At 67.4% G+C, this 25,667-nt stretch carries 28 protein-coding genes, 1 tRNA gene and 1 pseudogene; 12 read left to right on the top strand and 18 right to left on the bottom strand.

Annotated features, from left to right (window positions below):
- The first annotated feature begins 194 nt into the window (after positions 1 to 194).
- The 5 genes from AZL_RS00330 (at position 195) to AZL_RS00310 (ending at position 3,141) form a co-directional block, all read left to right on the top strand.
- Positions 195 to 404 (top strand): hypothetical protein, encoded by a 210-nt coding sequence (locus AZL_RS00330; protein WP_042442216.1) that lies wholly within the window; start codon positions 195 to 197, stop codon positions 402 to 404.
- 3 nt (positions 405 to 407) lie between these two features.
- On the top strand, positions 408 to 740 hold the full coding sequence (locus tag AZL_RS00325) for a hypothetical protein (protein WP_042442214.1): 333 nt from the start codon (positions 408 to 410) through the stop codon (positions 738 to 740).
- Positions 741 to 751: 11 nt separating this feature from the next.
- On the top strand, positions 752 to 1,699 hold the full coding sequence (locus AZL_RS00320) for a helicase RepA family protein (RefSeq protein ID WP_148219141.1): 948 nt from the start codon (positions 752 to 754) through the stop codon (positions 1,697 to 1,699).
- Complete coding sequence (gene repC / locus AZL_RS00315) at positions 1,692 to 2,567, top strand: replication protein C, IncQ-type (protein WP_012972685.1); 876 nt, start codon at positions 1,692 to 1,694, stop codon at positions 2,565 to 2,567. The genes AZL_RS00320 and repC overlap by 8 nt, the downstream gene beginning before the upstream one ends.
- Before the next feature lie 361 nt (positions 2,568 to 2,928).
- A complete protein-coding gene (locus AZL_RS00310) occupies positions 2,929 to 3,141 on the top strand; it encodes a hypothetical protein (RefSeq protein WP_148219140.1) in 213 nt (70 codons plus the stop codon).
- Between the two features lie 563 nt (positions 3,142 to 3,704).
- On the opposite strand, the gene istB is transcribed toward AZL_RS00310, so the two are convergent.
- The 14 genes and pseudogenes from istB to AZL_RS00250 all read right to left on the bottom strand — a co-directional run bounded on the left by istB (position 3,705) and on the right by AZL_RS00250 (position 14,778).
- Positions 3,705 to 4,460, bottom strand: a complete 756-nt coding sequence (istB, locus tag AZL_RS00305) for an IS21-like element ISAzs2 family helper ATPase IstB (RefSeq protein ID WP_012972684.1) — start codon at positions 4,458 to 4,460, stop codon at positions 3,705 to 3,707.
- A gap of 10 nt (positions 4,461 to 4,470) precedes the next feature.
- Entirely contained in the window at positions 4,471 to 5,985 is a 1,515-nt protein-coding gene (gene istA / locus AZL_RS00300; protein ID WP_012972683.1) for an IS21-like element ISAzs2 family transposase, read from the bottom strand.
- Positions 5,986 to 6,100: 115 nt separating this feature from the next.
- Positions 6,101 to 6,394, bottom strand: a complete 294-nt coding sequence (locus AZL_RS36170; protein WP_042442210.1) for a hypothetical protein — start codon at positions 6,392 to 6,394, stop codon at positions 6,101 to 6,103.
- Complete coding sequence (locus tag AZL_RS00290; protein ID WP_148219139.1) at positions 6,391 to 6,945, bottom strand: hypothetical protein; 555 nt, start codon at positions 6,943 to 6,945, stop codon at positions 6,391 to 6,393. Before AZL_RS00290 ends, AZL_RS36170 begins: the two co-directional genes overlap by 4 nt.
- Before the next feature lie 245 nt (positions 6,946 to 7,190).
- A complete protein-coding gene (locus AZL_RS36775; RefSeq protein ID WP_052293602.1) occupies positions 7,191 to 8,210 on the bottom strand; it encodes a DNA-primase RepB domain-containing protein in 1,020 nt (339 codons plus the stop codon).
- Between the two features lie 206 nt (positions 8,211 to 8,416).
- Positions 8,417 to 8,914, bottom strand: a complete 498-nt coding sequence (locus AZL_RS36770; RefSeq protein WP_042442206.1) for an IncQ-type mobilization protein MobB — start codon at positions 8,912 to 8,914, stop codon at positions 8,417 to 8,419.
- Positions 8,915 to 9,308: 394 nt separating this feature from the next.
- Positions 9,309 to 9,584 (bottom strand): annotated as a pseudogene (locus AZL_RS37590) (relaxase/mobilization nuclease domain-containing protein); the annotation flags it as partial.
- A gap of 95 nt (positions 9,585 to 9,679) precedes the next feature.
- On the bottom strand, positions 9,680 to 10,000 hold the full coding sequence (locus AZL_RS36165; RefSeq protein WP_052293601.1) for a plasmid mobilization protein: 321 nt from the start codon (positions 9,998 to 10,000) through the stop codon (positions 9,680 to 9,682).
- A gap of 271 nt (positions 10,001 to 10,271) precedes the next feature.
- Positions 10,272 to 10,886, bottom strand: a complete 615-nt coding sequence (locus AZL_RS35170; protein ID WP_148219138.1) for a hypothetical protein — start codon at positions 10,884 to 10,886, stop codon at positions 10,272 to 10,274.
- Positions 10,883 to 11,986, bottom strand: a complete 1,104-nt coding sequence (locus tag AZL_RS33215; RefSeq protein ID WP_012972680.1) for a site-specific integrase — start codon at positions 11,984 to 11,986, stop codon at positions 10,883 to 10,885. The genes AZL_RS35170 and AZL_RS33215 overlap by 4 nt, the downstream gene beginning before the upstream one ends.
- Positions 11,987 to 12,116: 130 nt before the next feature.
- A tRNA-Gly gene (locus AZL_RS00265) sits at positions 12,117 to 12,190 on the bottom strand.
- A 47-nt stretch (positions 12,191 to 12,237) separates the two neighbouring features.
- On the bottom strand, positions 12,238 to 13,107 hold the full coding sequence (locus AZL_RS00260; protein WP_012972679.1) for a lysophospholipid acyltransferase family protein: 870 nt from the start codon (positions 13,105 to 13,107) through the stop codon (positions 12,238 to 12,240).
- A gap of 7 nt (positions 13,108 to 13,114) precedes the next feature.
- Entirely contained in the window at positions 13,115 to 14,032 is a 918-nt protein-coding gene (locus AZL_RS00255) for a GNAT family N-acetyltransferase (protein WP_012972678.1), read from the bottom strand.
- Positions 14,033 to 14,364: 332 nt separating this feature from the next.
- The gene (locus AZL_RS00250; protein WP_012972677.1) at positions 14,365 to 14,778 is read right to left on the bottom strand and encodes a MucR family transcriptional regulator; all 414 of its coding nucleotides are present in this window, start codon (positions 14,776 to 14,778) and stop codon (positions 14,365 to 14,367) included.
- Positions 14,779 to 14,867: 89 nt separating this feature from the next.
- Here AZL_RS00250 and AZL_RS00245 point away from each other — a divergent pair, with 89 nt between their 5' ends.
- Entirely contained in the window at positions 14,868 to 15,122 is a 255-nt protein-coding gene (locus AZL_RS00245; protein WP_012972676.1) for a sulfurtransferase TusA family protein, read from the top strand.
- Positions 15,123 to 15,125: 3 nt separating this feature from the next.
- Here the strand turns inward: AZL_RS00245 and AZL_RS00240 are convergent, their stop codons facing one another.
- Both AZL_RS00240 and tsaB read right to left on the bottom strand, forming a co-directional pair.
- Positions 15,126 to 15,596: a GNAT family N-acetyltransferase gene (locus AZL_RS00240; RefSeq protein ID WP_012972675.1), complete on the bottom strand. Its 471-nt coding sequence runs from the start codon at positions 15,594 to 15,596 to the stop codon at positions 15,126 to 15,128.
- Entirely contained in the window at positions 15,593 to 16,348 is a 756-nt protein-coding gene (gene tsaB, locus AZL_RS00235; RefSeq protein ID WP_012972674.1) for a tRNA (adenosine(37)-N6)-threonylcarbamoyltransferase complex dimerization subunit type 1 TsaB, read from the bottom strand. The genes AZL_RS00240 and tsaB overlap by 4 nt, the downstream gene beginning before the upstream one ends.
- Positions 16,349 to 16,548: 200 nt before the next feature.
- Between tsaB and ddpX the strand changes: the two genes are divergently transcribed.
- The 3 genes from ddpX (at position 16,549) to AZL_RS00220 (ending at position 19,045) form a co-directional block, all read left to right on the top strand.
- Positions 16,549 to 17,097, top strand: coding sequence for a D-alanyl-D-alanine dipeptidase (gene ddpX, locus AZL_RS00230; protein ID WP_012972673.1), 549 nt, complete (start codon positions 16,549 to 16,551; stop codon positions 17,095 to 17,097).
- 196 nt (positions 17,098 to 17,293) lie between these two features.
- Positions 17,294 to 18,346, top strand: coding sequence for a polysaccharide deacetylase family protein (locus AZL_RS00225; RefSeq protein WP_012972672.1), 1,053 nt, complete (start codon positions 17,294 to 17,296; stop codon positions 18,344 to 18,346).
- 162 nt (positions 18,347 to 18,508) lie between these two features.
- Positions 18,509 to 19,045, top strand: a complete 537-nt coding sequence (locus AZL_RS00220) for a hypothetical protein (protein ID WP_042442201.1) — start codon at positions 18,509 to 18,511, stop codon at positions 19,043 to 19,045.
- Positions 19,046 to 19,209: 164 nt separating this feature from the next.
- Here AZL_RS00220 and AZL_RS00215 read toward each other — a convergent pair whose 3' ends face one another.
- On the bottom strand, positions 19,210 to 19,413 hold the full coding sequence (locus tag AZL_RS00215) for a hypothetical protein (RefSeq protein WP_012972670.1): 204 nt from the start codon (positions 19,411 to 19,413) through the stop codon (positions 19,210 to 19,212).
- Positions 19,414 to 20,047: 634 nt separating this feature from the next.
- Here AZL_RS00215 and dnaK point away from each other — a divergent pair.
- The 3 genes from dnaK (at position 20,048) to AZL_RS00200 (ending at position 24,697) form a co-directional block, all read left to right on the top strand.
- Positions 20,048 to 21,964: a molecular chaperone DnaK gene (gene dnaK / locus AZL_RS00210; protein ID WP_012972669.1), complete on the top strand. Its 1,917-nt coding sequence runs from the start codon at positions 20,048 to 20,050 to the stop codon at positions 21,962 to 21,964.
- Positions 21,965 to 22,114: 150 nt separating this feature from the next.
- Complete coding sequence (gene dnaJ, locus AZL_RS00205) at positions 22,115 to 23,269, top strand: molecular chaperone DnaJ (RefSeq protein ID WP_012972668.1); 1,155 nt, start codon at positions 22,115 to 22,117, stop codon at positions 23,267 to 23,269.
- A gap of 222 nt (positions 23,270 to 23,491) precedes the next feature.
- A complete protein-coding gene (locus AZL_RS00200; RefSeq protein ID WP_042442199.1) occupies positions 23,492 to 24,697 on the top strand; it encodes a GGDEF domain-containing protein in 1,206 nt (401 codons plus the stop codon).
- 7 nt (positions 24,698 to 24,704) lie between these two features.
- Here the strand turns inward: AZL_RS00200 and AZL_RS00195 are convergent, their stop codons facing one another.
- Positions 24,705 to 25,586, bottom strand: coding sequence for a helix-turn-helix transcriptional regulator (locus tag AZL_RS00195; RefSeq protein WP_012972666.1), 882 nt, complete (start codon positions 25,584 to 25,586; stop codon positions 24,705 to 24,707).
- Positions 25,587 to 25,667: the final 81 nt, after the last annotated feature.

The following is a 25,667-nucleotide window of genomic DNA, read 5'->3' as shown; positions in this document are numbered from 1 at the left end:
TATCCGAACGCCGCAATCCCCGATATACGTAGTCCTCTGTCCTGTTAACCGAATTCCTAAAAACAGTTAAACGCCACGACTAAAGCGTGCCTGCCGCTGGCAGGTGCACCATGGTGGCAACGCCACTTACCGTACGGATTCCCGATGCCTCAGTGCTGACCGGGATTCCTAAACACGTCCTCGAAAAATCGTTCATGCAGCCGGACAAGCGGCCGCGCGGGATTCCTGCGCCGCCGCCGCATGTCCGTATTGGCCGCGCCATCCATATCCTGGTCGCGGAACTGCCGGGCTGGGTCGCCAGCTTGGCGGGCGAGGCTCAGCCGTCCTCGGTCCCGGCGGCGCCCCGCCGGGGCCGTCCCACCAAGGCGGAGCAGATTGCCCGCCGTCAGCGTGGGGAGGGCTGAAGCATGGCTCGCCCCAAGCTGACGGCGACGGGTCATCTGGATTCCTTTGACACCGCTCGTGTGTTCATTTTTGCCTCTTCGCCGGACGAAAGCTACTTTACCGCTCGCGCAACGGCGCGTGAGGCGTCCGGTCGCCTCGTGGCGGCTCTTGGGGCAAAGGGACCCTCCTGCCCCGAGAGCGTCCGCGTCGATTTCGAGGCTGCGGATCCCGGTGTCATCCTCGTCATCCACGGGCACGTACTGTGGAGCGACGAGGACTGGATTCACGTCGCGGCAGGGCTCTGGCTCTGGGATCCGGAATCTGCCGCCATGCTGGGTGTGGGGGGTGCTTCGTGAGGCGCCCCTCCATGCTCTCCGCGCTGACCGTGGAGGCGGAGGACGATCTCCTCCTGCCTCCGCGCCAGCTGTTCGCCGACTACTTGGACGTGTCAGCGATCCTCTCCCGTCACCCCACGGAACTGGACTTCGTGGTGCCGGGCTTGCTGGTCGGAACGCTGGGCATGCTGGTAAGCCCCGGCGGCGCAGGCAAGTCGATGCTCGCGCTTCAGACGGCCATCAGCATTGCCGCCGGACGCGACTTCTGGGGCTTGTATGGCGAGCACCCGCCGGTTGGCACGGTCGTCATCGTCAACGCGGAGGACCCGCCCGACATTCTGGCCCACCGGCTCCATTCGGTGGCCGCTGCCGTCCCTGGTCTTCTGTCGGATCCCGAAGTGCTGGCCCGGCTCCGCATCAAGAGCGTGTACGGCCGGGGCTTCTCCTTCGGGGAATGGAACGGCACCCGGTTCACGGCCAGTGAGGACCTGCTCACGTTGGAGCAGGAACTCATGGAGCTACGCGCTCGGCTGGTGACAATCGACACAATGAACCGGTGTTTGGCGGGGCTGTCTGAAAACGATAACGCAGCCATGGGGCGGGTGCTCGCCGAGTTGGAGCGTATCCTCGCTGCGTGCGGTGCGGCCGGGCTCGTGCTCCATCACACCAGCAAGTCGGCGTCCCTCGGCGGACAAGGCGACCATCAGCAAGCTGCGCGGGGAGCCTCGGCGATCACCGACAACGCACGATGGCAGAGCAATCTCGTCACGATGTCGGCCGACGATGCCGAGGCGCGCAACATCGCACCGGAAGAGCGGCGGCGTTGGGTGCGATTCGCGCTGACCAAGGTCAACTACGCCCCCCCGCAAGCGGACCAATGGCTGTACCGCGAAGCTGGGGGTGTGCTCGAAGGAAGAGATCCACCGCTCCCCCGCGAGGGCAACGGCGGCAAGAAGAAGCGGGAGCGGGATTATGCCTGACACCCGCCTCACGTTGACTGAGTATGCCCTTGTGGACACCGGGCTCATGGGGCTGCCGCTTTTCCGGCCGCTACCGCGGCGGGGGAGGACGGCGGCCCGAAACCGCCACCTCGACCTGACGACCACCCACGGTGGCGCCGTTCTCCGCGTCGGTGGCCCTGTCCTGGGCGCCGACGACCTGTCGGTGCTGCTCGCCGTCTGTGCCCTCGCGGGCATGGATGGCAAGCGGTTGGACGCGGCACACAGCGAGGCTCACCGGATCGCCATCGTGGACGGGCTGGAGACGGAGGGCGGGGTAGTCGATGACGAGCACGTCAGGCTCCGGACAACCGTCTACGCAGTCGTCAGAGAGGCCGGGCTGGCCCATGGAGGGGATGCGTATCGTCGCGTCGCAGAGTCTCTCTGGCGGCTTCGGGGGATCCACTACGCCGAGCTCGGCCGGGAGGGTGGTAACGCTCGGCGGATGAAGTCGGGCGCCCGGCAGAACCTCATCGGGTTCGACGCCGACGAGGTCGGAGGGGAACTCCGGGTGGTGCTCAACGCCCGGTTCGCGACAGCCGTCCTCGGAGGAGCCCAACACAGCCGCATCAACCTGCTGGAGCACAGGCAGCTGACCGAGGCCGGGCGCTTGCTGCACCTCACCCTCTCGGTGCAGGTCAGACCCGGCGGCTACTGGCCTGTCGCGCTGGACGGCCTCGCTGACCGCTTGTACGGTGAGCCCCCGACATCGGACCGTCAGCGCCGTGACCGGCGGGTCATTCTGCGTGCCGCCCTCGCCGAGGTCGCGGGCCTGCCGGGCTGGTCGGCCGACGAGAACCTGCGGTCGATCGTGACCGTCCGTCGCGCCCCTCGGCCAAGGCGGCGGTAGTGATGTTTTGCCCGCGCACCCGTGTCGAATTGCCCGCGCACCCGTGTCGTTTTGCCGTCACAGTTGCTCGTAACCTACTGATATAAAATCGAGATTCGGTCCATTACTAGGAGATACTAAAATCTCCTACGCCCCCGCCCGCGCTGGGCGCGCGGTCGGCGGCTTGCTGGCAGGGAACTGCTGCTCCTTGCAGTCGCAGCAACCGGAGGTGACACCCGCCCTCCCCTCCGGGGAGGGAGAGAAAGGACCTTGCCGACCACGCGCACGGTGAGCACCATCTCGCCCGGACCTGGGCGGCCCTGATTTTCTCCCCCTCCCCGGAGGGGAGGGCGGGTGTCGCCCCTCGAAGATGGAGCAGGGCATGCATTTGCGGGTGATAATGATGAGCGAGTCCGTCCGTGGCGGCGCCATTGAGCAGCATCTCACGAAGGGGTGGCTCGCTGGGCTGTCGATTGAAGAGCTGGCCGACGACGTGGCGGATCTCGATCCAGATGTGGCGATCTATTCCAGCGAGGGATTCCGGCCGGACGAACTGTTGGTCGTGGTTGATGACGTGCCTCGCGAGGGCCAGTAACGCCGGAGTCGAGCGAGGAGGCCCGCAGGGCTGGCGCCAGACTGACGCGCCAGTACCCGGCGGCCAATCTCGCCGGTGTAGACGGCAGCGAGGATTTCAGCCTCCGGCACCCGTCGTCCCGCAATGACGCTGCCGCCATCCTCGATGTACATTGCGAAATTTTCGAACAGTCGAGCCCGCCGCTCGACCCGCGATCGCAGGTACGCTGTGGGCCACCCCTGCCCACGGTCCACGGCGGCGTCGAGCACGCACCGTTCCTCCAGGGTCAACCAATCGTCGGCGCAGTGAAACGCCTCGTGGTAGGCGGCCCTGACCGTCCAGGTGGGCTCGCCAGCCGTGGTCAGCATGATGACCGCGCTGCGCGCCAGTGCGAGCCCGCCGGGGTGGCGATCGCTGCCATCGGTCGGTGCCTGCGTATTTCGGCGAATTCGCCCAGGCGTTTCGGTTGAAAGCGCCCACCGTTTCGGCGAAAGCGCCCACCCGAATTGCAAGCTGGTGGGAGCCGGGGCCGAACCCTGGATTTACGTTATGAAGGTTGTGGGTTTGGTTGCCAAGCACCGGCCTTAGGTGTCGGGGGTTTCGCTGGCGGCATCGGCCTTGGTGCGGCGCATGGAGTCGCCATGCAGGTCGATGCGGTAGGCCCGATGCACGAGGCGGTCGAGGATGGCGTCGGCGTAGGTGGCATCGCCGATGAGCCGATGCCAGTTGGCCACGGGAACTTGGGTGGCCAGCATGGTTGCGGCCCGGTCGTGGCGGTCATCGATCACCTCCATCAGGTCCAGGCGCTGAGGCGCGGTCAGCTCGGTCATCGCCCAGTCATCCAGGATCAGCAGGTCGAGCCGGGCGATCCGTCGCAGCAGCCGGGCGAGCGAACCGTCCAGGCGGGCGGTGGCCAGATCGTCCAGCAGGCGGGTCAGCCGGGTGTAGAGTACGCTGTGGCCTTCCCGCGCCGCCTGGTTGCCGAGTGCACAGGCCAGCCAGGTCTTGCCGATCCCGGTCGGGCCGGTGATCAGAACCGGCCGGTTCTCCTTCACCCAGCGCCCGGTGGCCAGCTCGCGCACAACACCGCGATCGAGCCCACGCGGGGTGCGCAGGTCGAGGTCCTCCAGGCAGGCCGTCTGGCGCAGCCGGGCACGTTTCAGTCGGCTGGCGAGTGCGGTGTTGGCGCGCTCTGCCGCTTCCCGCTCGATCAGCGTGCCCAACTGCTCGTCGAAGGCCAGTTGGCCGCGATCGGGCAGGCGTTCCAGCGCCTCCAACCCCTTGGCCATGCCGTACAGCCGCAACTGGCGCAGCCGCTCGTGGTTGACGTGCTTCATCATCGTATCTCCGTCAGTGATAGTAGGAAGGGCCGCGCAGATTGGTGTGCTCGCCGGCACCGGCCGCGTCCGCCGTTGTGGCCGGGGGAGCGGTCAACCAGCGCTGGACGTAGCGGTAGGATCCGACGTTGGCCTCCAGCGCCGCCTGGCAGGCTTGCTCCAGCCGGCTGGTGCCGTGGGTGGCCGCCAAGCGGATCAGGCCGATCCCGGCCCGCACCGCCTGTTCGGGGTGATCGGCGCCGGCCAGGATGCGTTCGAACAGCAGCGCGGCGGCCGGGCCGATGGCGGCCAGTTCGGTCTGGATGGCATCGGGGGTGAAGCGGGCGACGGCCCGGTGGTTGGCGGGGCGATGGGCGTCCAGCGTCACGGTGGCGCCGTCCTGCCGGCGGACATGGCAGGCCATCCGCTTGCCGCGCAGGAAGACGCTGATCACGCCGGCGGTGCTGTGCACGTCGACCGTCTTGCCGATCAGCGTGTGGGGCACCGAGTAGACGCCGCCGTCGAGAGCGAGATGATAGTCGGGCGGGACCTTGTGGCGCGCCCAGGTGCCCGGCACGAAGCGGTCCGGCGGCAAGGGGCGCAGGGTCGGCTGCTCCTCGGCGGCGAACAGGCCGGCGCGCGTGTCCTGCGGCCGGCGGCTCAAGGGAGCGGCATTGAGGGTGGCCAGCTTGTCGCGCAAGGCCGCGTTGGCGGCGTCCAGCGTGGCGAAGGGCGTATCGCGCAGCGGGGCCAGCACCCGCCGCTCGACCTGCTGCACGCCGTTCTCGGCGCTGGGCTTGTCGCGCGGGCGCCGCACCCGGGCCGGCAGGACGGCGGTGCGGTAGTGCCGGGCGAGATCGTGATAAGCCGGGTTGATCGCCGGATCGTAGAAGGAGGCGTGGCTGACGCCGACCTTGAGGTTATCCGGCACCAGCTTGCCCGGCACGCCGCCCAGATGTTCGAACAGCCGGGTGTGGGAGGCCAGCCACTCCTCCGCCTGCTGGGTCCAGGTCGCCTCGGCATAGACGTAGCCCGAATACGGCAGGCAGGCGACAAACACCTGGGCCTGCCGCGCCTCAGCGCCGAGCCCGACGGTCAGCGTCATCCCAGCGTAATCAACCTCGATCGCCGCCCCCGGCCGATGTTCCCGGCGCAGACGCGGCTCGGCATGAGCACCCTGCCATGCCCGGAAATGCTGGACGAATTGGGTGTAGCGATAGCCGCCGGGATGGACCTCCAGGTATTCCTCCCACAGCAGCCGCAGCGTTACGCCACGGCGGCCGAGTTCCCGGCTGATGTGCCGCCAGTCGGGCACCGGGCGCGCCGACGTGACCGGAGGCGGGAACAGCCGCTCCTCCAGCTCGACGTCCGTCCAGCCCAGCACATCCGCGTACTGCAGCCCGGAGGCCCGTAGCCGCTCCAGGTAATCGCGCACGGTGCTGCGCGGCAGCCGGCAGGCATCGGCAATCTGCCGTTGGCTGGCGCCAAACTCATCCCGCAGACGAAGGACTTCTCTGATCCGCCGCATGTCCGACCTCGCTCGGGGCATCCCGATCCTCCTTGGCCTGTGCCGTGGAAAGATCATGGGGATGCCAAAGGCTGGTTCGGACCCCGATACCACCACTCCTACGGGTGGGCGAATTCACCGAAACGGCTGGGCGCTTTCACCGTTCTGCCCGGGCGCTTTCCGCCGTTCCCGCTGGGTGCTTTCCGCCGAAATATGCAGGTGCCCGCCAGTCGCCCTCGATGGTCGGGCCCCACCACCAAGTGGCCCACGGCGCCACGCGCGCCGAGATCTCGCTGACGACGGGCAGGAGGGCGGGCCAGTGCTCGCCCTCCTGCCCCGGCAGCAGGAGACGCGGGTGCAGGTCGGCGCGGGAGAGCATCACCGGCAGCCCCTCTGCCGGGATCTCCGCCGTCTCGGTGATGCCGCCGACGATTCGGTAGGCAACGCTCATCGGGGGTTGCCTGGAGACGGTGGCGTCGGCGCCGTGGCTGCCGAGATAGCTGCCCAGTCCTCCTCTGCCTCACTCGGGAGTGGCGGTGGAGGCGGCGGTTGAACCAGGCCGATTGGCGGCTCGCCCGTCCGCCATCCGAGTGAGGCGCCATATTGCTGGAGCAGCTGGGCGCCCTCGTCGCGCAGCCGCCGCAACATCAGCCGAGCGCCGCTTTCTGAAATGGCCTCCAGCTGTGCCAGCAGCGCTCGGGCAGCATCGTCGGTCCCTGCGTTGACAGCGGCGGCGACGTTGGGATTCACGGTCTCGACTTCGGCTGGCATGAACCCGACCGGAACAGGTTCGTCGTCAAGCCCGAGCTTCCACTCCAAGTAGGCGCGAAGCCCAGCAATCTGGCGTCGCATGGGGAGCTCGAACTGAGGAGTCCGAGGCGCTTCGGCGGCGGCCTTGGCGAGGCGCTGGACGGTCTCCGGTCTCGTGAGCCATTCGTCGTGGCGGCGCGTCTGCGCCAGCCCTGCCAGCAGTACCGGCAACATGCCGATGGCGGCCAGCATGGCCACGCCCTCCGGGCCGGTGAGGAGTTCGCGGACGATCTCCCGGGGGGAGGGCGCCCGCTGTCCTCCAAGCGTGGGCCGGGGCGCCCTCCGCGCCCGGCGGCGGCTTGCCTCGCGCTGCGCTGCGCGGACTTCGGCCACCTCAGCGAGAGTCGGACGGCGCCCCAGGCGCTGCGTCAGCCAACGCAGCAGGTCGGCGTATGGGGTGTGCTCAGGGGGGAGGTCGTCGGCGTCATCGTCGCGCATCATCGTCTCCGTGGTCCGGGCGCCCTCGAAGGCGAGGGCGTGGAATCGATGGTGCGGCGGGCCTTGGCAACCGTGTGCTCGGCATAGTCGAAATCCCGACTGGACCTGTGCTGTTCTGCATGAGGGGACGCCTGCCGCATGGCGGCGGCCACCTGCTCGTCGGTGTAGCCGCGGCGCAGCAGCGCCAACGCGGCACCGTAGTCTCGGGCCGACTGGTCGCCCTCCTTGGCGGTGCGGACCTTCTCGCGGACGTCGAGGAATGCCGCCATAGCGCCTTCCAGCTGGCGTCGGTCGCCTCGGTAGGCAGCGAGGCTCCGACGCTCCTGCTCGGCTCGCTGGCGGGCGCGCTCGGCCCACTCGATCGCCTGCCGGGCGTCGGAGAGCAGGTTCTCGGCGGCCGGGGCGACGTTGCCGCCCGAGGCTGCCCGGAGCATCGCGAAGGGCTGGCCGCTTGGGGTGCGCCGCTCGGGCTTCCGGTTCGTGAACCCGGCGAGCCTGCCGTAGTGACGCCAATCCGCGGACGAGGGGTCGCCCCCATACCGCTGCGCGACGAGGCGGGCAGCCTCGGTGACCTCCGCGCGATCCACGGGGCCGGTGCCCACCCGCACCCACCCGTGGTAACGGCCGGGGCTGGACTCGATGCCGACGGCGAGGGGCAGCCCGTCGGCCTCAAGGCGCTGGACGACGTCGCTGCCGATGTCGTCCACGAACACGAACGGCGCGGCGTGCCCGTCCGGTGCGGCCGGGCGGATGTAGATGTCATACCCCTGCATGTTCATCCGCTTGAGCCAGCCGAGCGACCGCTCCACCCCGGCGCCGTCGGACCGGCGGATCCGCTCCTTGGGGAGGTCGGACCCTTTCGGCGGTAACGGCTGGAACTCGTAGGTCTCGGCTCCGAACGCGGCCAGCTGGCGGCGAACCTGATCAAGGGTGCGGTCGCCTGAGGGGACGAGCCCGGCGAGGGCCTGCACGCGCTGCAAGGCCGGGCCAGTCGCGGGGGAACAGGTCGGCTGCGGCATTGGTCGGCGCTCCTCTTCAGGTTTCTGCTGACGTTGACGCCGCTCGCCGGCGTCAACAGATTTGCCCCCGCCCCCCAGAGACAGGGACGGCAGTCCCTCTCCGGTGATCGTCTGCCGAGTGGCGTTGGCGGTCAGCCTGCGGCGCTCGGCCGCCGCCCACCGACGAAGGAATCGTCCGGCTGCATCGGCATCGTCCCCTTCCAGCATCACAGGCTCGGCATCACCCCCACCCGCCACGCGAGCCACAGGACCGCCGCCAGCGGCACCACGGCCGCCACCAGCGCCGGGGGCCACGGGCTGGGCGGCGGCGTCTCCCTCGCGTCGCGCAGCCCCTCCAGCAAGCGCCTGGTCTGGTCCTCTACCCGCAGCATCCCCGCCCGCAACTGGTCCGCCGCCTGCTGGGCTGCCTGGGTCGAGCCCCTGACCGCTGTCACTGCCTGCTGATGACCCGCCGCCGATTGCTGGGTCACGCGCTCCAACGTGCGCCTGGTCTCCTCCGTCAGTGACGCCATGGCCGCCGCGAGCGGCGCCAACTGGCGCGCCAAGTCCTCGACGGTCTGCGCCCGGCTCGTTTGCAGATCCTTCAGCGCCTCGGCCACGTCCTGGCTCATCTGCTCCAGTTCGTTCATCTCGGCGCGCAGGGTCTCCGTCCGCACGGCTGCGGCAGAGCGCACGGAGCGGTTCAAGGTCTCGGTCCGGGTCATACTCCAGCCCTCGTTTGGTCATGTTCGACAAAGTGAAGCCACGCCCCATGACGCTGGCGGTCACGCGGTGGCCTTCAAACTCGTAGGCGAATCCGCTGAGCCTGCCGGTCGTGGAGAGGTTCGGCAGGACGGCAATGCCTCGCTCCTCCAACTGCTTCACGAAGTCGCTGGCGGCGATGGGGCCACGGTCAAGTTGCGCCGCTATGGCGTCGGCGATCACCTGTGCGGCCGGGGTGTCGCCCCGTTCGGCAATGGCGATTTCTGCGGCGGTTGGCGCCCGCCGGTGGGTGACCGCGCGCTCGGGTTCGAGGAGGTGGGACGCCTCGACCCGTTGGAGGCCATGCACCTCCTCGATGCGGCGCACGATGGCCTCGCTCCTCGCCCAGTCGTTCGAGTCGGAGACGACGGAGCCGTCGAGCCGGATCCGCGAGGCGGCGACGTGGACGTGGTCTCCGTGCCCGACCACGACGTATCCATCGAACCCCATACCCTCGGCCCAGCTGGCGCCAATCCGGTGCCACTCTTCGTCGCTGAGGGCGCGCTCGTCGGTTGGCACGCGCAAGCTGACGTGGGCCACGTGGACCCCGAGGGAAGGGTGCAGCGCATGCAGTTGGCCGAATTCGCGGGAGAGCTCGCGGGGGGGCTGCCCGGCGAAGGTTCCGCCGAGCACGACCACCCGGGGGCGTTCCTCACCGCTGTGGTCGTGGCTACCGAGCAAGTACTCGGCGAGGCCACGTGCGCCTCGGCCCTTGGTGAGCTTGCCGATCACGTCGCGTCCTCGTCCTCGGCCGTCTGCCCCAGCAGGGCGGCCCGCAGCGCGCGCGCAACGACGGCGAGGTCGGCCAGCACCGGCAGTACCTTGGCCGACGGGACGAGGCGCCCCTCGTTCGCGGCGCGCGCCAACTGGTTGAGGTTCGCGAGGACCGGCGCCAGCTGGCGCCACGCCTCCGCGTTCAAGGCCGGGACGTTGCGGGTGATCCGGGGCGATCGCCGAAGACCGGCGGCGCGCAGGTACTCGGCGAGGCCGCGCGGCCCTGCGGCCTCCTCCAGGCGGGCGCGCTCGTCGCGGGAGATGCGCACCGACACCTGGGCGGTGCGTGGGGAGGAGCTGCGGGGGCGACCGCCTCGGCCTCGACGCTGCTGCGTATCCATTCCCTGAGCCCCCGGCAGGGCAAGCCGTTGTCCGCGACCGCAGGGAGTGGTCAACGGTTTTCGCGAAGCGAAAACATGGCTTGCTACCCGCCAACCCAAGGTAGGATCGCCATGGTGGCGTAGGCAAGGAAGTTGTTCGTCGTCAAATACTTAGCGCGATTCCAGCAAAGTCATAGACAGGAAGGCGCCTCCATGGAGGTTCCCGTCATTCATAGGTAACGGTGCAGTCAGGGTCGTGCTGGACGAACATGGCGGCCATAGCTGGTATGGAGTTGAGTATATGCTTCTGTACTTCAGGGTCGAAGCTGCCACCAATCAGAAGTTTTCCACTCTTCTTCTCCTCCCATCTAATTTGGAGATTATCGGAGTCGTTGCCGACGTGGCTGATTCCACTTTCGAGGCTGTAGAGCTCTCGTAGATCCTTCACGTCTACTCCTCGAGCCTCTAGCATTTCCCTTACTTTCACAGGCGCTAAACTTCTTTCTCCTTGGTACAGGTTCGCGGCGCCGGGATCCACACAGACCAGCCAATAGAAAGCTGTGGTCTCTATTGCGGAACGTGATGCGTTGAATGCATCAAGAATCAAACCTCTTTCGTTAAGTAAAAACAGGGAAAAAATGTGGTTTGTGAATCTTGATATAAGTGCAAGCTGTACATTTCTTTGTAGACTTATTGGATACTGCTCCTTCCCTCGAAAGAGATTATCAAGAACTGTAAATATTGTTTTAACGTTAGAGACTTCTTTTCGGAACTCTTTTCGAACTTTTAATGATGTCTCATTGGAATGCTTGATGATCAGGTCAAAAGAATAGCGATTCATGATTCACCGCTCTTCCTATGCAGCCTGCCGCCCGGCAACCTCGCTCCCAGTCTATCACCCCGAAGATGGGTGTATCTGGCAAGCATCTCTGGGCGCAGGTGCCCGCTGATGGCCATGATCTCGTGGTCTCGAAGGTCGGTGTTCTCGAACAACCTGCTGATGGCCTCATGCCGCAGATCATGCCACCTTAGGTTAGGGAATTCCGCATCGGACACGGCGTCGCGGAAAGCATGCGCGACGCCCCGGCCGGTTTCAACCGGCAAGACCGGACGCTTGCCGATGGCCGCGATGGTGCCGTCAGGGCGCAGGCTGGCGAACGCTTCGACGGCCCTTGCGGAGAGCGGAACGCGACGGGGGCGGTCGTTCTTGGTCCGGAGAAGGTCGGCGTAAGGGTAAGCCGCGTCCAGCCGCACACGATCCCACGCCAACCCCGCAAGTTCGGCCTGCCGCATGCAGGTCTCCAGGGCGATCACGATCGCCGCCTGCAACCATGGCCGCGACGATTTGGCGGCAGCGGCGAGGAGGCGGACCTCCTCGTCGTGGCCGTCCTCGTCATGATGGGGATCCAATCGCCTGTCCCGCCCGCCGGGCAGGCTGGGGCGCACGCCCTTGGTCACAGGGCAGTTGAGGGTTTGGTCGTGAGCCAAGGACCAGCGCTGGTAGATCTGCGCCAGGACGTTGAGACGGTGAACGACTGTCTGCGGCCCAACCTCAGCTTCCGGCCCGGCAACCTCGCCATCGTCGGCACCGTCCTCATCAAGAACCCGGCGACGCCAGCGAATCAAGTCGGCCGGGCGAAGCGACACCAACGACCAGTCGGCGAACTCACTGCCCTGCCAATAGTTGAGCTTGCTGACCTTGTTTTTGGTGTCGGCCTGCCGCCGGTCGAGGTGCTCGGCCATCCAGGCGCACGCCTGCGCGAGGGTGGTTGCACGCGCCTGCCGCCGATCCTGGTACTCATCGCCGACGAGCTTGCCCTCAAGCTCCAGCGCCCAGCGTTGGGCAGCCTCGTAGCTCTCGAAGGTCTTGGTCTCGGACTTCCCGTTGCGGCGGACACGGGCTCGCCACTGGTAGTCACCACGCTTGTCGATCGTCGCCATGCCCCGATCCCCAGACAGATTGGACCACACCAGCGGACCGCGGGTGGTCCAAACTGGTCCAAAAAGTCTACGATATTTCGGGGTAGGAGCCCAGGAACTCGCGCAAGGCGTTGATTTTCCTAGGGAATTTTGGAGCGGGTGAAGGGAATCGAACCCTCGTCGTAAGCTTGGGAAGCTTCTGCTCTACCATTGAGCTACACCCGCGCGCCCGCTGTTTATAGGCGACCGCCACGGCGGATACAAGAGCGGATTCAAGTGCTCCCGGAAGCGGCGGCGACACCCGGCGGCGGCGCGGCGTGCTTCGCCCGCAGCGGAGCGTCGGGACGGCCGGAGATCGCGCGGGCGACGCCGTCGGCGATCATCCTCTGGCAATGCTCGGCCAACGCCTTGCGGCTGGAAAAGCCGTCGATCGTCACCGGCGGGTGGAACTCCACCTCCACCGTCATGCCGCCCAGGCGGAAGGCCTGCCACAGGTGCGGCGCCAGATCCATGTCGCCATACCAAGCATAGAAGGGGCGGAAGGCGATGCCCATCGGGATGCCGTCCAACCGCGTGGCGGCGACGCTGACCGGCTGGACCGCCAGCGGGCGGCCGTCGATGCGGCGGGCCGCCACCGCGAACAGGGCGGTCTTGAAGGGCAGGGTGCGGTTGCCGTCGCTGGAGGTGCCTTCGGGAAACAGGATCAGGCTGTCGCCGGCATCAAGTCGGCTGCCGATGTCGTCACGCTGCTTGTCGACCGTGCCGCGCGCCTTGCGCTCCACGAACACCGTGCGCTGAAGCCGGGCCAGCACGCCGAAAAAGGGCCAGCTCCCGACCTCCGACTTGGCGATGAAGGACCCGGCGATCTGCGAGCCCAGGACCGTGATGTCCAGATAAGAGGAATGGTTGGACACGAACAGCACCGGTCCGTCGGCCGCGGGCTTGCCGCGCACCACCACCTCCAGCCCGATCAACCGGGCACAGACCCGGTGATAGAAGGCGGGCAGGGTCCGGCACAGCCGCCAGCCGCGCGCCACCGCCAGGGCTTGCAGCGGGATCAGCAGCAGCGTCCACAGCAGATACAGCGTCAGGCGCAGGGCGCCGCGGCCGGAGGACCCCAGGGCGCGGGCGGTGCGGGTCATGATCGCCTCAGCCGGTCTGATTGTCGCGGCTGCGACGTTCGTAATGCTTGAAATACTTGTCGGTGATCAGATCGGTCTTCACCACGATGCACACGTCGGTGGTGTTGAACTGATGATCGATCACCGCACCGTCACCGATGAAACCGCCGAGCCGCAAATAGCCCTTGATCAGCGGCGGCAGGATGTTGAGCGCACGCTTCGGATCGATACGGTCCTTCGGCATGCGGTCGAGCGACACGAAACGTTCCGGCAATGCCGTCGCCCGCAGCTCCGCCGGGGCCAGATGGTGGTGGTAGAGATAGGACAGCGGTTCCGCCAAAGCGTCCGGATCGATGCCCGGCAGGCTGGCGCAGCCGAACATCAGGGCGATGTCATGCTGGAAGACATAGGCGGCGATGCCCTGCCACAGCAGCTGCATGCTGCCGCGCGAGCGATAGCCGGCATCGACGCAGGACCGCCCCAATTCCAGGACCTCGCCGGGATAGCTGGCGAGGCGGCCGATGTCGTACTCGTCGCTGGAATAGAAGCGGCCGACCTTTTCGGCGGCCGGCCGGCGGATCAGGCGATAGGTCCCGACCACCATGTCGGGGCCGTTGCCGCGGGCATGGTCGATGACGAGCAGATGGTCGGCGACGCCGTCGTAATCATCGAAATCGCGGCCCTGGGCCTGCATCGCCGGAGAGGGGATCGCCGCCATCTCCTCATAGAAGACGCGGTAGCGCAAAGCCTGCGCCCAGTCGATCTCCTCCGCGGAACGGGCGAGCCGAACCTCCAGAGTGCCGAGACGGATGCCGTCCATCAGCCGTTCGACGTCCGTGTCCTTTTCGACGCCGACGGCGTCGGGCGCGGTCCCGGGCGCTGACGTCTCGCGCCGCTCCGGGCTCGTCCGGGTCATGCCCGGCTGGTCCAAGCTTGCATCAGCCATGTCGACGGTCCGCTGCGATGGTTCGGAACTGTGCGCCGCGCCGGACTGCCGTCACCGGACCACGGCGGCCAGGTCGGTACGGACAGCGTCGCACGCACCACAAGTGCATAACACGATCCGCCGGTTGCCGGTCAACCGACATCGTAGCCAGGATCGCGGCGTGCCGTCAGCCGGCACTCCCGGACCGTTCCATCACGTCGACGATCCGCCATCAGCAAGGGTGGACAACACGGGCCGCCAACACGGGCCGACAGGAAGCGGCGGACCGAAGGGGTCGGGCAGGGGCGGCGGCGCGTCGCGACGCCATTCCGCCCTGCGGAACCCCTATCCGATCACGCGCCGCGGCGGGCGCGGGTGCCGAGACCGATCTGCTTGGCCAGCGAGCTGCGCTGACGGGCGTAGTTCGGCGCGACCATCGGGTAGTCGGTCGGCAGGCCCCAGCGGTCACGGTATTCCTCTGGAGTCATATTGTACGCCGTCTTGAGATGGCGCTTCAGCATCTTCAGCTTCTTACCGTCTTCCAGGCACACGATATAATCGGGGGTGACCGACTTCTTGATCGGCACGGCGGGTTGCGGCCGCTCTTCCGCCACCACCGGTTCGACGCCGACATTGGCCAGCGACTTGTAGACCTGTTCGATCAAAGTCGGAAGATCGGTCAGTGCCACTGTATTGTTGGAGACATGAGCCGCCACGATCTCTGTGGTCAGAGACAACAGCGCGTTGGAAGGGGACCCGTTGGTCATGTAAGCTTGCTCCGCAGCATATGTACCTCACCATATAAAGAGGTTTGCTGCGCCGTGCAATATCCATCCTTTGTCGCAAAGAGGAATCGGTGACCGAAAAAATGTCCGCTGACTTGTTTCTCGACATCACCTCCCAGGTTTGTCCGTTAACCTTCGTCAAGACCAAGTTGATGGTGGAACGGATGGACGCGGGGCAGACCCTCGAAGTCCGGCTGAATGCCGGCGAACCCTTGGAAAACGTTCCACGATCCTTGATCGAGTTGGGGCACTGCATTCTGTCTGTCCACCCCGAAAGACTGGAGGAGCCGGAGGGGATTCACCGCCTGATCGTCAGAAAAAATTAATCCCTATTCCCCGCCCAGATTGCGACGGAGGACAAGCGCCGCGACAGGACCATCGGAGCGTTTGTAATATCCGGGACGGCGGCCAACGGAAAAAAAGCCGCAAGCCTTGTATAGACTCCATGCTGCCGGATTATCCTCGGCGACTTCAAGAAACAGCGCAGTCGCCCCCAGGTCACGGGATCCGGTGACGACGGCCTCGACCAGCAGGCGGCCGACGCCGCCGCGCCGTGCCCGCGGCAGCACGCCGATGGCCAGGATCTCCGCATCATCCGCCGCGACGCGGGCCATGACGAAGCCGACCGGCCGATCCCTCGCATCGGCGGCGATGACGGCGAAGCCGGCCGGCGGAGCCGTCAAGGTGGCGATGGACGCCTCGTCCCACGGGTCGTCGGGAAAGCAGGCCTGCTGCAACGCCGCGACCACCGCGGCCTCCAGCGGGCCGGCCGGGTGGAGGCGGATGGCGTCGGCGATCATGCGGCCGCTCCCGGTCCGGGGGAGGGCTTCGGTCCGGGCGCCTTCGGCAGGGTGACGTCGGGCGGACGCAGATAGAAGGGCTCGGCCGGCAGACCGGTGGGACGCGTCGCCCCCAGCGCCGCCACCACGGCGGCATCCGGCAACCCGTCGCCGGACGCCAGCGCCAGATCGGCCCGACCGCCCAGCAACGGGACCAGCGCCGCCGCCGCGTCGCCGGCCAGCAGCAGCGGAGCGGCGGGGCACAGCGCCTCGAGCCAGGCGGAGACGGCCGACGGATCGGGCATCGCCGGCTCACCGAGAGGGGCCAGCGCCGCGTCATAGAGCTGGAGGAAGGGCTCGGCCCGCCGGCTGTCGACGGCGACCAGCAGGAAGCGGCCGGCGCGCTCCGCCGCCGGCACGCCATGGGCGATGGCGTCGAAGCTGGTGACGCCGATCACCGGCAGCCCCTGGGCGACCGCGATGCCGCGCGCGGCGGCCAGCGCGATGCGCAGCCCGGTGAAGGCGCCGGGTCCGACGGTGACGGCGATGCGGTCGAGATCGGCGAACCCGACACCGGCGTCGGCCAGCACCTCCTGCGCCAGCGGCACCAGCAGCTCGGCCTGCCCGCGCGTCATCGGCGGGCTGCGCCGGACGGTCACGCGCGCTCCATCGGCTTGACCGGCCTCATCGGCTTGCCCGGCATCCCGAAACGATCCGTCCCACACCGCCGCCGAACAGCCGGACGTCGCCGTATCCAGACCCAGAACCTTCATCACTCCGCCCTCCTGGCCTCGGCATCCCGCCGCCGGCCGATCCATACCACGCAAGCCAACATCCCCATGCCGCCTGCCGGCGCCGATCCCCGGAACGGGTCCGCCGGCGGGGGCATGGCAGATCCGCGACCATGGCAGATGGCGGCACGGCCATGCTAGAGGAGCTTCATCCTCCCCATGCGCCGACGGTTGCCCATTTCATGCTGACCGAGATCACGCCCCCGGCCTTCGACATCGAGCTGGAGCTGCTCTACGCCACCGCCGACAATCTGTCGGGCGTCCCGATCTACCGCTCGGCGGTGTGCCTGCTGCACCCCGACGCGGCCCGGCGGCTTGGCGACGCCATCCGGCTGGCCCGCGGCATAGGCTGCCGGCTGCGGGTGTACGATGCCTTCCGCCCCGCCGAGGCGCAATGGAGGCTTTGGCACGCCTTTTCCGATCCGACCTACATCGCCGATCCTCGGCAGGGCTCCAACCACACCCGCGGCGTCGCCATCGACCTGACGCTGGTGAACGGCATGGGCGAGCCGCTGGACATGGGCACCGGTTTCGACGCGATGACCGAGCGGTCGCACCACGGCCGCAGCGATCTGACCACCGAACAGCAGCGCAACCGCGCCCTGCTGCTCGGGGTGATGGTCGGGGCCGGCTGGGAGCATTACCCGTCGGAATGGTGGCACTACCAGTTGCCGGACGCCGGACGCTATCCGCTGCTGACCGACGCGGCGGCGGGTGGAAGGCTGATGTGAGGGTTGCCGATGGGAAGGATGGGGCGGCATCCCGACCCGCGCCGGTTTGGCGAGGTTCCATTGTTGCACGCGCGCACCGCATCGCTGTTCTCCGCGGGAAAGCGGCGGTCGGCGCTTGTTCGCACCGCGGCGACTGTGGCACATCATTTGCGTCGGGGCGGAGGTCGTCCCGATCAGCCTTTTCCGCAAGGGCGCCATGCCGTTCCGTCGTGCCGTCACGGTACTTGCCGCCGCCGCGCTGTCCTTCTGGAGCGCGTTCGTGCCGGCATCCCGGCCCGCCGCCGCCGACTCCGCGCCTTCGCCGGGCGCCAGCGCGGTGGTCTTCGCCTATGACCGCTTCGGCGAGGATCAGAATCCCTCGATCAGCATCCGCGTCGACCAGTTCGAAGCCCATCTGGACGAGCTGACCGACGGTGACTATCAGGTCCTGCCGCTGCCGAGGATTCTGGACGCGCTGCGCACCGGCAAGCCGCTGCCCGACCGCACGGTGGCGATCACCATCGACGAGGCCAGCCGTTCCGCCTTCACCGAAGCCTGGCCGCGGCTGAAGGCGGCCAATCTGCCCTTCACCCTGTTCGTCGCCACCGACCCGGTGGACCGCGGGTCTCCCGCCCACATGACCTGGAGCGAAATCCGCCAGCTGGCGGCGGCCGGCGTCACCATCGGGGCGCTCGGCACCTCCACCCAGTCGCTGCTGGCGCGCAGCCCGGACCAGGTGGCCGCCGACCTGCGCCGGATGTCCGACCGCTTCCAGGCCGAGCTGGGACGGCGCCCGGCGATCATCGCCTACCCGCAGGGGGAATATTCGCTGGCGGTGCGGCAACTGGTGATCGATCAGGGCTTCACCGCGGCCTTCGGCCAGCAATCGGGGGTTCTGCACCCGCAGGCCGATCCCTGGAGCCTTCCCCGCTTCGTCATGAACGAGACCTATGGCAGCGCCGACCGCTTCGAATTGGCGGCCAACGCGCTGCCGCTGCCGGTGTCGGACCTGACGCCCGACGACCCCCTGGTCACCGTCAACCCGCCGCCGTTGGGTTTCACCATCGCCGACGGGGTTGGCGACAGCTCCAAGCTGGCCTGCTTCGCCACCGGCCAGGGCCGCACCGCCCTGGAGCGCATCGCCGAGGATCGGGTGGAGGTCCGCATCAAGGATCCCTTCCCGCCAGGCCGCGCCCGCGTCAACTGCACGCTGCCGGCCGCCGAGGGCCGCTGGCGCTGGCTGGGCGTGCAGTTCCTGATTCCGGAGTGACCGGCCACCGCGGTCCTTGCCGCCGAGCTATTGGCGGGAAGGTCCGGGCCGCCTATGGTGCCGGCTCCGGCGCATCACCGGGCGCATTGTCGGGCGCGCCACCGGGGTGATCCGTCCCAGCGCACCGTTGGGAGTGCGCGCGGTAATTTTCGGGAGCGGGCTATGACCGACAAGACACAATCACCGATCGGGCGGGAGAACGGGATCGGCTCCGACATCGGATGGGCCGACACCGTCCGCTTCCGGCTGCCGGCCGGCTGGACGGTCGATGTCGAGGAGCATGAGGGACAGCCCGTGGGTAGTTTCCGCCCGCCGCCGCCAGCCGTCGGCGTGCTGCGGCTGGTGACCGACAGGGTGACGCCACGGCCGGACTCCGGCGGCACCGCCGGCACCCTGCGGGAAATGGCGTTGCGCTTCGTCAGGCCGCAGGATCCGCGGGCGGGGGACCGGACGGTGGAAAGCCGGGCCGACGGCGCCGTGATCGCCCAGGCGATGATGCGGACGGAAGAGGATGGCCGGGCCGAGACCCATTACCTGTGGCTGGTCGGAGCGGAACGCCCGCCCGCCGGCGGGCGGGATGCCGTCGCCGCGGTCGCCATGTTCAGCTTCGCGTTGCCCGACCTGATGGATGGCGACGAGTCATGCGCCGAAATGCTGGGCCGGATCGACGACGCCATCCGCAACGCGGAAATAATCTGAAACCTTGGCGGAGAACGGTCGCTACGACTGTCACGACCCGAACCTGCCGGCCGGGCTTTTTGGTGAATTTTCGACTCTCAATGGGGATCCCTCGACCGGGGATTCGAACCGCAGGACGGACGGACGTCCGCCCCTTCTGGATCCGGACAGGCGGGGATTGCGGGTCAGCAGTGACCGGCACCGCTCGCCATCATCGCCCTCAGACGGATGGCCTTCGGATCATGGGCGACGGCGGCCTCCTCCGCGGCGAGGGCGGCGAGGCTGAGGAAGCGCACCAGATCGTCGAGATCGCAGCGCGTCGCATCGCTCATCAGGCTGTCCAGGCAAGACTTGATCGCCAGGGCCACATCGCGTCGTTCGTCCATCATCGCGCTTCCCTTTCACACCTGTGTGACCAGCTTCGCAGGGAACCGCATGCTCCGGTGGCTGGTACCGGCATCGCCAGTCCATTCCCTTGCGGTCTACCCTCATAGCGCAGAAGAGATAGCATATCTCTTTCGGAGTTTCACTATTAGAATCTCAAAACTATGAATAATCACAGCAACTGCGAATTGATTCCTCCATACTCTGCACGCCGTTGCTTGTTAATGAAAGGTTAACTCCCTTGGATGATTCAATATCGAACCATTAATCACTTGTAACATCTGTGACGATTTGTATCAACGCGAGTGATTATCGGAATATTCATTTCTAGGCACTCGAATACACTGGTATTCTATTGGGGAGTTCATGGATATGGCGGCCCTGTGGGGGAGGATGTCGCCGCCGCGCATTTTCCCCGCTTTTGCGGGCCGAAAGCTGCGCCGCCCTGTTGCAGCCCGAAACGGCTCCGCCTATATCTCCGCCAGCACGGGCCGGACCAGGGAGCGACGCTTCCCAGCATCGCCTTTCCGCGGACCGGACCCCCACGCGCTCCACCGACGTTTCACCGACCCAATGGGGATCGCGGCGGTGCCTGACCAGACGGGCCGCCACGCATCTGCCGAACGAAAGAGGCTGAACATGAGCAAAGTGATTGGTATCGACCTCGGCACCACGAACTCGTGCGTCGCCGTGATGGAAGGCGGCAGCGCCAAGGTGATCGAGAACGCCGAGGGCGCGCGGACGACGCCGTCCATGGTCGCCTTCAGCCAGGGCGGCGAGCGGCTGATCGGCCAGCCCGCCAAGCGTCAGGCGGTCACCAATCCGGAAAACACCCTCTTCGCGATCAAGCGTCTGATCGGCCGCCGCTTCGACGATCCGCTGACCAAGAAGGACCAGGGCCTGGTTCCCTACCGCATCATCTCCGGCGACAACGGCGACGCCTGGGTCGAGGCGCACTCCAAGAAGTACAGCCCCAGCCAGATCAGCGCCTTCATCCTCACCAAGATGAAGGAGACCGCCGAGAATTATCTGGGCGAGAAGGTCACCCAGGCGGTCATCACCGTCCCGGCCTACTTCAACGACAGCCAGCGCCAGGCCACCAAGGACGCCGGCAAGATCGCCGGGCTGGAAGTCCTGCGCATCATCAACGAGCCGACGGCCGCGGCACTCGCCTACGGCATGGAGAAGAAGGGGTCCGGCACCGTCGCGGTCTATGACCTGGGCGGCGGCACCTTCGACATCTCCGTGCTGGAGATCGGCGACGGCGTGTTCGAGGTGAAGTCGACCAACGGCGACACCTTCCTGGGCGGCGAGGATTTCGACAGCCGGGTCATCGAGTATCTGGCCGACGAGTTCCACAAGGAGCAGGGCATCGACCTGCGCAAGGACAAGCTGGCCCTCCAGCGCCTGAAGGAAGCCGCGGAAAAGGCGAAGATCGAGCTGTCGTCCACCACGCAGACCGAAGTCAACCTGCCCTTCATCACCGCCGACCAGACCGGTCCGAAGCACCTCAACATCAAGCTGACCCGCGCCAAGCTGGAAGCCCTGGTCGATGATCTGGTGCAGCGCACGATCGAGCCCTGCAAGGCGGCCCTGAAGGATGCCGGCCTGAAGGCCAGCGAGATCGACGAGGTGATCCTGGTCGGCGGCATGACCCGCATGCCCAAGGTCATCGACGCGGTGAAGCAGTTCTTCGGCCGCGAGCCGCACCGCGGCGTCAACCCGGACGAGGTGGTCGCCATCGGCGCCGCCATCCAGGGCGGCGTGCTGAAGGGCGAGGTCAAGGACGTCCTGCTGCTCGACGTCACCCCGCTGTCGCTGGGCATCGAGACGCTGGGCGGCGTCTTCACCCGTCTGATCGACCGCAACACCACGGTCCCGACGAAGAAGAGCCAGACCTTCTCGACCGCCGAGGACAACCAGAACGCCGTCACCATCCGCGTCTTCCAGGGCGAGCGCGAGATGGCCCAGGACAACAAGGCGCTGGGCCAGTTCGACCTGGTCGGCATCCCGCCGGCCCCGCGCGGCGTGCCGCAGATCGAGGTCACCTTCGACATCGACGCCAACGGCATCGTCAGCGTCACGGCGAAGGACAAGGCGACCGGCAAGGAGCAGCAGATCCGCATCCAGGCCTCGGGCGGGCTGTCGGACGCCGACATCCAGAAGATGGTCAAGGACGCGGAGGCCCATGCCGACGCCGACAAGAAGCGCCGCGAGCTGGTCGACGCCCGCAACCACGCCGACGCCCTGATCCACACCACCGAGCGGACCATCAAGGAGAACGGCGACAAGATCCCGGCCTCCGACAAGACCGCCGCGGAGGCCGCCGTCGCCGAGCTGAAGTCGGTGCTGGACAGCGAGGATCTGGACGGCATCAAGGCGAAGACCGACGCGCTGGCCCAGGTTTCGATGAAGCTGGGCGAGGCGATGTACAAGGCCGGCCAGGGCGAGGCCCCGGCGGCGGGCGGCGAGGCGCCGGGCGCCCAGCCGAACGAGCCGGGCGTCGTTGACGCCGACTTCGAGGAAGTCCACGACGACAAGAAGAAGTCGGTCTAAGACCCGGCACGCTTCTTTTCGCAACGGACCTGACGCGAGCATCGATGGCCCGCCGCCTTTCCCCGGCGGCGGGCCTTCGGTATGCTGGGATCAGGCTCCGGCACGGCGCGGACAGTTTGGACCAGAACGACTCAAAGGCGGTCGGCCCCCATGGCGAAACAGGATTATTACGAGCTGCTCGGTGTGGCGAAGAACGCCAGCGCGGATGAGCTGAAAAAGGCTTATCGCAAGATGGCGATGCAGTACCACCCGGACCGCAACCAGGGTGACAAGGACGCCGAGCAGAAGTTCAAGGAAATCAGCGAAGCCTATGACGTCCTGAAGGACGATCAGAAGCGCGCGGCCTATGACCGGTTCGGCCACGCCGCCTTCGAGGGTGGCCGTGGTCCGGGCGCCGGCGCCGGGGCCGGCGGCTTCAACTTCGACTTCGGCGGCGGCGGCGGCTTCGCCGACATCTTCGACGAGATGTTCGGCGAGTTCATGGGCGGGCGCCGCGGCGGCGGCGGCGGCGCGTCCGGCCGCGGCCAGGACCTGCGCTACAATCTGGAGATCGGGCTGGAGGACGCCTTCAAGGGCGCCCAGACCACCATCCGCGTCCCCACCACCGTGCAGTGCGACGGCTGCAACGGCTCCGGTGCGGCGGCGGGAACCCAGCCGATCACCTGCCCGACCTGCCAGGGTCACGGCAAGGTGCGGGCGCAGCAGGGCTTCTTCACCATCGAGCGGACCTGCCCCGGCTGCCACGGCGCCGGCAAGGTCATCAAGGACGCCTGCAAGACCTGCGGCGGCTCCGGCCGGCTGCGCAAGGAAAAGACCCTGCAGGTCAACATCCCCGCCGGTGTCGAGGACGGCACCCGCATCCGTCTGGCCGGCGAGGGCGAGGCGGGGCTGCGCGGGGCGCCGGCCGGCGACCTCTACATCTTCCTGGCGATCGCCCCGCACGCGATCTTCCAGCGCGACGGCGCCAACATCCATTGCCGGGTGCCGATCCCGATGACCACGGCGGCGCTCGGCGGGTCCGTGGAGGTGCCGACCATCGACGGCACCCGCACCAAGGTGACGGTCCCGCCGGGCACCCAGTCCGGCCACCAGTTCCGCATCAAGGGCAAGGGCATGTCGGTGCTGCGCAGCGCCCAGCGTGGTGACATGTACATCCAGGCGGTGGTGGAGACCCCGGTGAACCTGACCAAGCGCCAGCAGGAGCTGCTGCGCGAGTTCGAGGGTGCCGCCAAGGAAGGGTCGAACCCGCAGTCGGAGGGCTTCTTCGCCAAGGTGAAGGAGCTTTGGGAAGACCTGAAGGACTGACCGTCACCGGCATCGTCGGGACGGAGCTTTGAGACGGGCGGCGTGTCGGTGACGCGCCGCCCGTCACCTTTTGCCGCAGGACGGAGTCCCGCCCCGCCTTCCCGCCGCCGGACCACCATTTCAACGCGAAAGCCGTTGAAGCTACCGTCATGCACGTGTAATCACCCTTCATGGCTGATCCATTGGCGACATGTCCGGCCGGTGCCGGGGGCAGGCTGCTTCATGCGGAGTGAGAGGCTTCTGGCCGCGCTGTTCGACGCCTTCGTCCGCAGCGACGAGCTGCCCGACCTGATCCTTCCGGCCGGCCATACGCCGATCCTGCAACGCCGACGCGCCGCGATGATCCAGTCGCGCGTGCGGATGGTGGCGCTGGTCTTCGGCGTGCTGACCCCGCTGTGGATTGTCATCGACGTGACCGTCTTCGACTGGTCGCTGGCAGCCTGGCTGATCCTGTTGCGGCTGGCCGCCAGCGCCGCCTTCCTGGCGCTCGCCTTCGACCGCCGGTCCTGCGACGACATGGCTTGCGCCTGGTGGCGGCTGACCGGCCTGCTGGCGATCCCGACGCTGTTCTTCGCCATCTCCCACCCGCTGCTCTACAATCAGGGCGTCGACGATCTGCGCATCGCCGTCAGCGCCGGCTATGGCTATCTGCCCTTCGTGATGGTGGCGGGGCTCAGCGTCTTTCCGCTGACCGCGCTGGAGGGCGCGCTGTTCGCCGCGCCGATGCTGGCCGCCCATCTGGGCGCCGGCTTCTACGGGTCGCTGGTGATGCCGTTCCCTTCCTACATCAGTGCCTTGTGGCTGCTGGCGCTGATCGCGGTGGTGGCGACACTGGCGGCGATCAGCCAGCTGCATTTCATGATCGCGCTGCTGGAGCAGGCGGCGCACGACACGCTGACCGGCGCCTTTTCCCGCCGCATCGGCGAGGAGGTGCTGAAACTCCAGGTCGCCCATGCCGAACGGGCGGCCCAGCCGCTGACGGCGATCTTCGTCGATCTCGACGACTTCAAGGCGGTCAACGACCGCTATGGGCACGAGGAGGGCGACCGCGTCCTGCGCCATGCCGCCAACACCATCCGCAGCCTGCTGCGCCAGTCCGACGCGCTGATCCGCTGGGGCGGCGAGGAGTTCCTGGTGGTGATGCCGGATACCCCGGTGGAGGGCGCGTTGATCGCGGTGGAGCGGATGCGCCGCGCCGGCTTCGGCAAGCGTCCGGACGGCAGCCTGCAAACCGCCAGCGTCGGCATCGCCGAACATTCGGCCGACCGCCCCGCCGATTGGGAGGCGCTGGTGGAACTGGCCGACCAGCGCATGTACCGCGCCAAGCAGGAAGGCAAGAACCGGGTCGTCACCGACAGCGGCGTGACCATCGGGGCAGGGACGGGAGCGGATACCGGCGACCAGCCGTGGGATGGCGTCGTCATCTGAGCGGCGTTCACTCGCGGCCGCCATCCCCCGGACCGCCTCTTCGGTCGGCTTCAATCCTCTCGCCGACCAGGGCCCGGATCCGTTCCTTGACCGGCCCGTCCAGCGGGTTATAGACCATCAGGCCAAGGTCCGGGCGGCCATCGACGGCGAAGGCCGAATATTCCATGCGGACGATGCCGAGCAGGGGGTGCCGGAGCTGCTTGATGCCCTCGCTCGGCGCATAGACGTCGGTCTCCTTCCAGAAGACGGCGAAGTCCGGGCTGGCCCGGCACAGCTCATCGACGAGGTCGGTGATCTCCTTCGTGGCACCGACCCGCGCGGCGTCGACACGGAAGGCGCCGACCAGAAAGCGCGCCATGCCCTGCCAATCGGTCTGTTTGGCGCGGACCGCCGGATCGCAGAAGACGAGGCGCAGGATGTTCCGCCGGTCGGCGGGAAGCGTGCCGTAATCGGTCAGGACGATGGCGGCGGCGTGGTTCCAGGCGACGACGTCCCAGGTCGGGGTCTTGATGAAGGCCGGGCAGGCGTCGAAGGCGTCCAGCAGCCGTTGCAGCCGCGGACTGACACCCTGCACCGGCTTGTAGCGCATCTCCGGCGGACGGCCGAGCGCCAGGATGAACATATGCTCGCGTTCGAGATCGGTGAGCATCAGACCGCCGGCGATCCGGTCCAGCACATCGGCGGACGGCGCCCCACCGCGCCCCTGCTCCAGCCAGGTGTACCAGGTCGGGCTGATGTTGGCGCGCTGCGCCACCTCCTCCCGGCGCAGCCCCGGCGTGCGGCGGCGGCCCGAGAAGCCGAAGGCCGCCGGATCCAGCCGCATGCGGCGGTCCCGCAGAAAGGAGGCCAGCGTATTGGCGCTGTCGGTCGGTCTGGCATCCGTCGGCATCGGCGATCCTGGTAATCATTATACCCTGGTAATCATTATACTAGGAAAACGTCACTACTTTAACAGGATACATCCGGTCGC

Origin of the sequence: Azospirillum sp. B510, from assembly GCF_000010725.1 — a bacterium.
GTDB lineage: Bacteria > Pseudomonadota > Alphaproteobacteria > Azospirillales > Azospirillaceae > Azospirillum > Azospirillum lipoferum_B.
Note: the sequence above shows the minus strand (reverse complement) of the source record. Positions and strands in the feature narration are given on the sequence as shown.

Coding starts and splice junctions, on each gene's coding strand:
- AZL_RS00330 (WP_042442216.1), top strand. CDS start 195: ATGCAGCCGGACAAGCGGCCGCGCGGGATTCCTGCGCCGCCGCCGCAT.
- AZL_RS00325 (WP_042442214.1), top strand. CDS start 408: ATGGCTCGCCCCAAGCTGACGGCGACGGGTCATCTGGATTCCTTTGAC.
- AZL_RS00320 (WP_148219141.1), top strand. CDS start 752: ATGCTCTCCGCGCTGACCGTGGAGGCGGAGGACGATCTCCTCCTGCCT.
- repC (WP_012972685.1), top strand. CDS start 1,692: ATGCCTGACACCCGCCTCACGTTGACTGAGTATGCCCTTGTGGACACC.
- AZL_RS00310 (WP_148219140.1), top strand. CDS start 2,929: ATGCATTTGCGGGTGATAATGATGAGCGAGTCCGTCCGTGGCGGCGCC.
- istB (WP_012972684.1), bottom strand. CDS start 4,460: ATGATGAAGCACGTCAACCACGAGCGGCTGCGCCAGTTGCGGCTGTAC.
- istA (WP_012972683.1), bottom strand. CDS start 5,985: ATGCCCCGAGCGAGGTCGGACATGCGGCGGATCAGAGAAGTCCTTCGT.
- AZL_RS36170 (WP_042442210.1), bottom strand. CDS start 6,394: ATGAGCGTTGCCTACCGAATCGTCGGCGGCATCACCGAGACGGCGGAG.
- AZL_RS00290 (WP_148219139.1), bottom strand. CDS start 6,945: ATGCTGGCCGCCATCGGCATGTTGCCGGTACTGCTGGCAGGGCTGGCG.
- AZL_RS36775 (WP_052293602.1), bottom strand. CDS start 8,210: ATGCCGCAGCCGACCTGTTCCCCCGCGACTGGCCCGGCCTTGCAGCGC.
- AZL_RS36770 (WP_042442206.1), bottom strand. CDS start 8,914: ATGACCCGGACCGAGACCTTGAACCGCTCCGTGCGCTCTGCCGCAGCC.
- AZL_RS35170 (WP_148219138.1), bottom strand. CDS start 10,886: ATGAATCGCTATTCTTTTGACCTGATCATCAAGCATTCCAATGAGACA.
- AZL_RS33215 (WP_012972680.1), bottom strand. CDS start 11,986: ATGGCGACGATCGACAAGCGTGGTGACTACCAGTGGCGAGCCCGTGTC.
- AZL_RS00260 (WP_012972679.1), bottom strand. CDS start 13,107: ATGACCCGCACCGCCCGCGCCCTGGGGTCCTCCGGCCGCGGCGCCCTG.
- AZL_RS00255 (WP_012972678.1), bottom strand. CDS start 14,032: ATGGCTGATGCAAGCTTGGACCAGCCGGGCATGACCCGGACGAGCCCG.
- AZL_RS00250 (WP_012972677.1), bottom strand. CDS start 14,778: ATGACCAACGGGTCCCCTTCCAACGCGCTGTTGTCTCTGACCACAGAG.
- AZL_RS00240 (WP_012972675.1), bottom strand. CDS start 15,596: ATGATCGCCGACGCCATCCGCCTCCACCCGGCCGGCCCGCTGGAGGCC.
- tsaB (WP_012972674.1), bottom strand. CDS start 16,348: ATGAAGGTTCTGGGTCTGGATACGGCGACGTCCGGCTGTTCGGCGGCG.
- ddpX (WP_012972673.1), top strand. CDS start 16,549: ATGCTGACCGAGATCACGCCCCCGGCCTTCGACATCGAGCTGGAGCTG.
- AZL_RS00225 (WP_012972672.1), top strand. CDS start 17,294: ATGCCGTTCCGTCGTGCCGTCACGGTACTTGCCGCCGCCGCGCTGTCC.
- AZL_RS00220 (WP_042442201.1), top strand. CDS start 18,509: ATGACCGACAAGACACAATCACCGATCGGGCGGGAGAACGGGATCGGC.
- AZL_RS00215 (WP_012972670.1), bottom strand. CDS start 19,413: ATGATGGACGAACGACGCGATGTGGCCCTGGCGATCAAGTCTTGCCTG.
- dnaK (WP_012972669.1), top strand. CDS start 20,048: ATGAGCAAAGTGATTGGTATCGACCTCGGCACCACGAACTCGTGCGTC.
- dnaJ (WP_012972668.1), top strand. CDS start 22,115: ATGGCGAAACAGGATTATTACGAGCTGCTCGGTGTGGCGAAGAACGCC.
- AZL_RS00200 (WP_042442199.1), top strand. CDS start 23,492: ATGCGGAGTGAGAGGCTTCTGGCCGCGCTGTTCGACGCCTTCGTCCGC.
- AZL_RS00195 (WP_012972666.1), bottom strand. CDS start 25,586: ATGCCGACGGATGCCAGACCGACCGACAGCGCCAATACGCTGGCCTCC.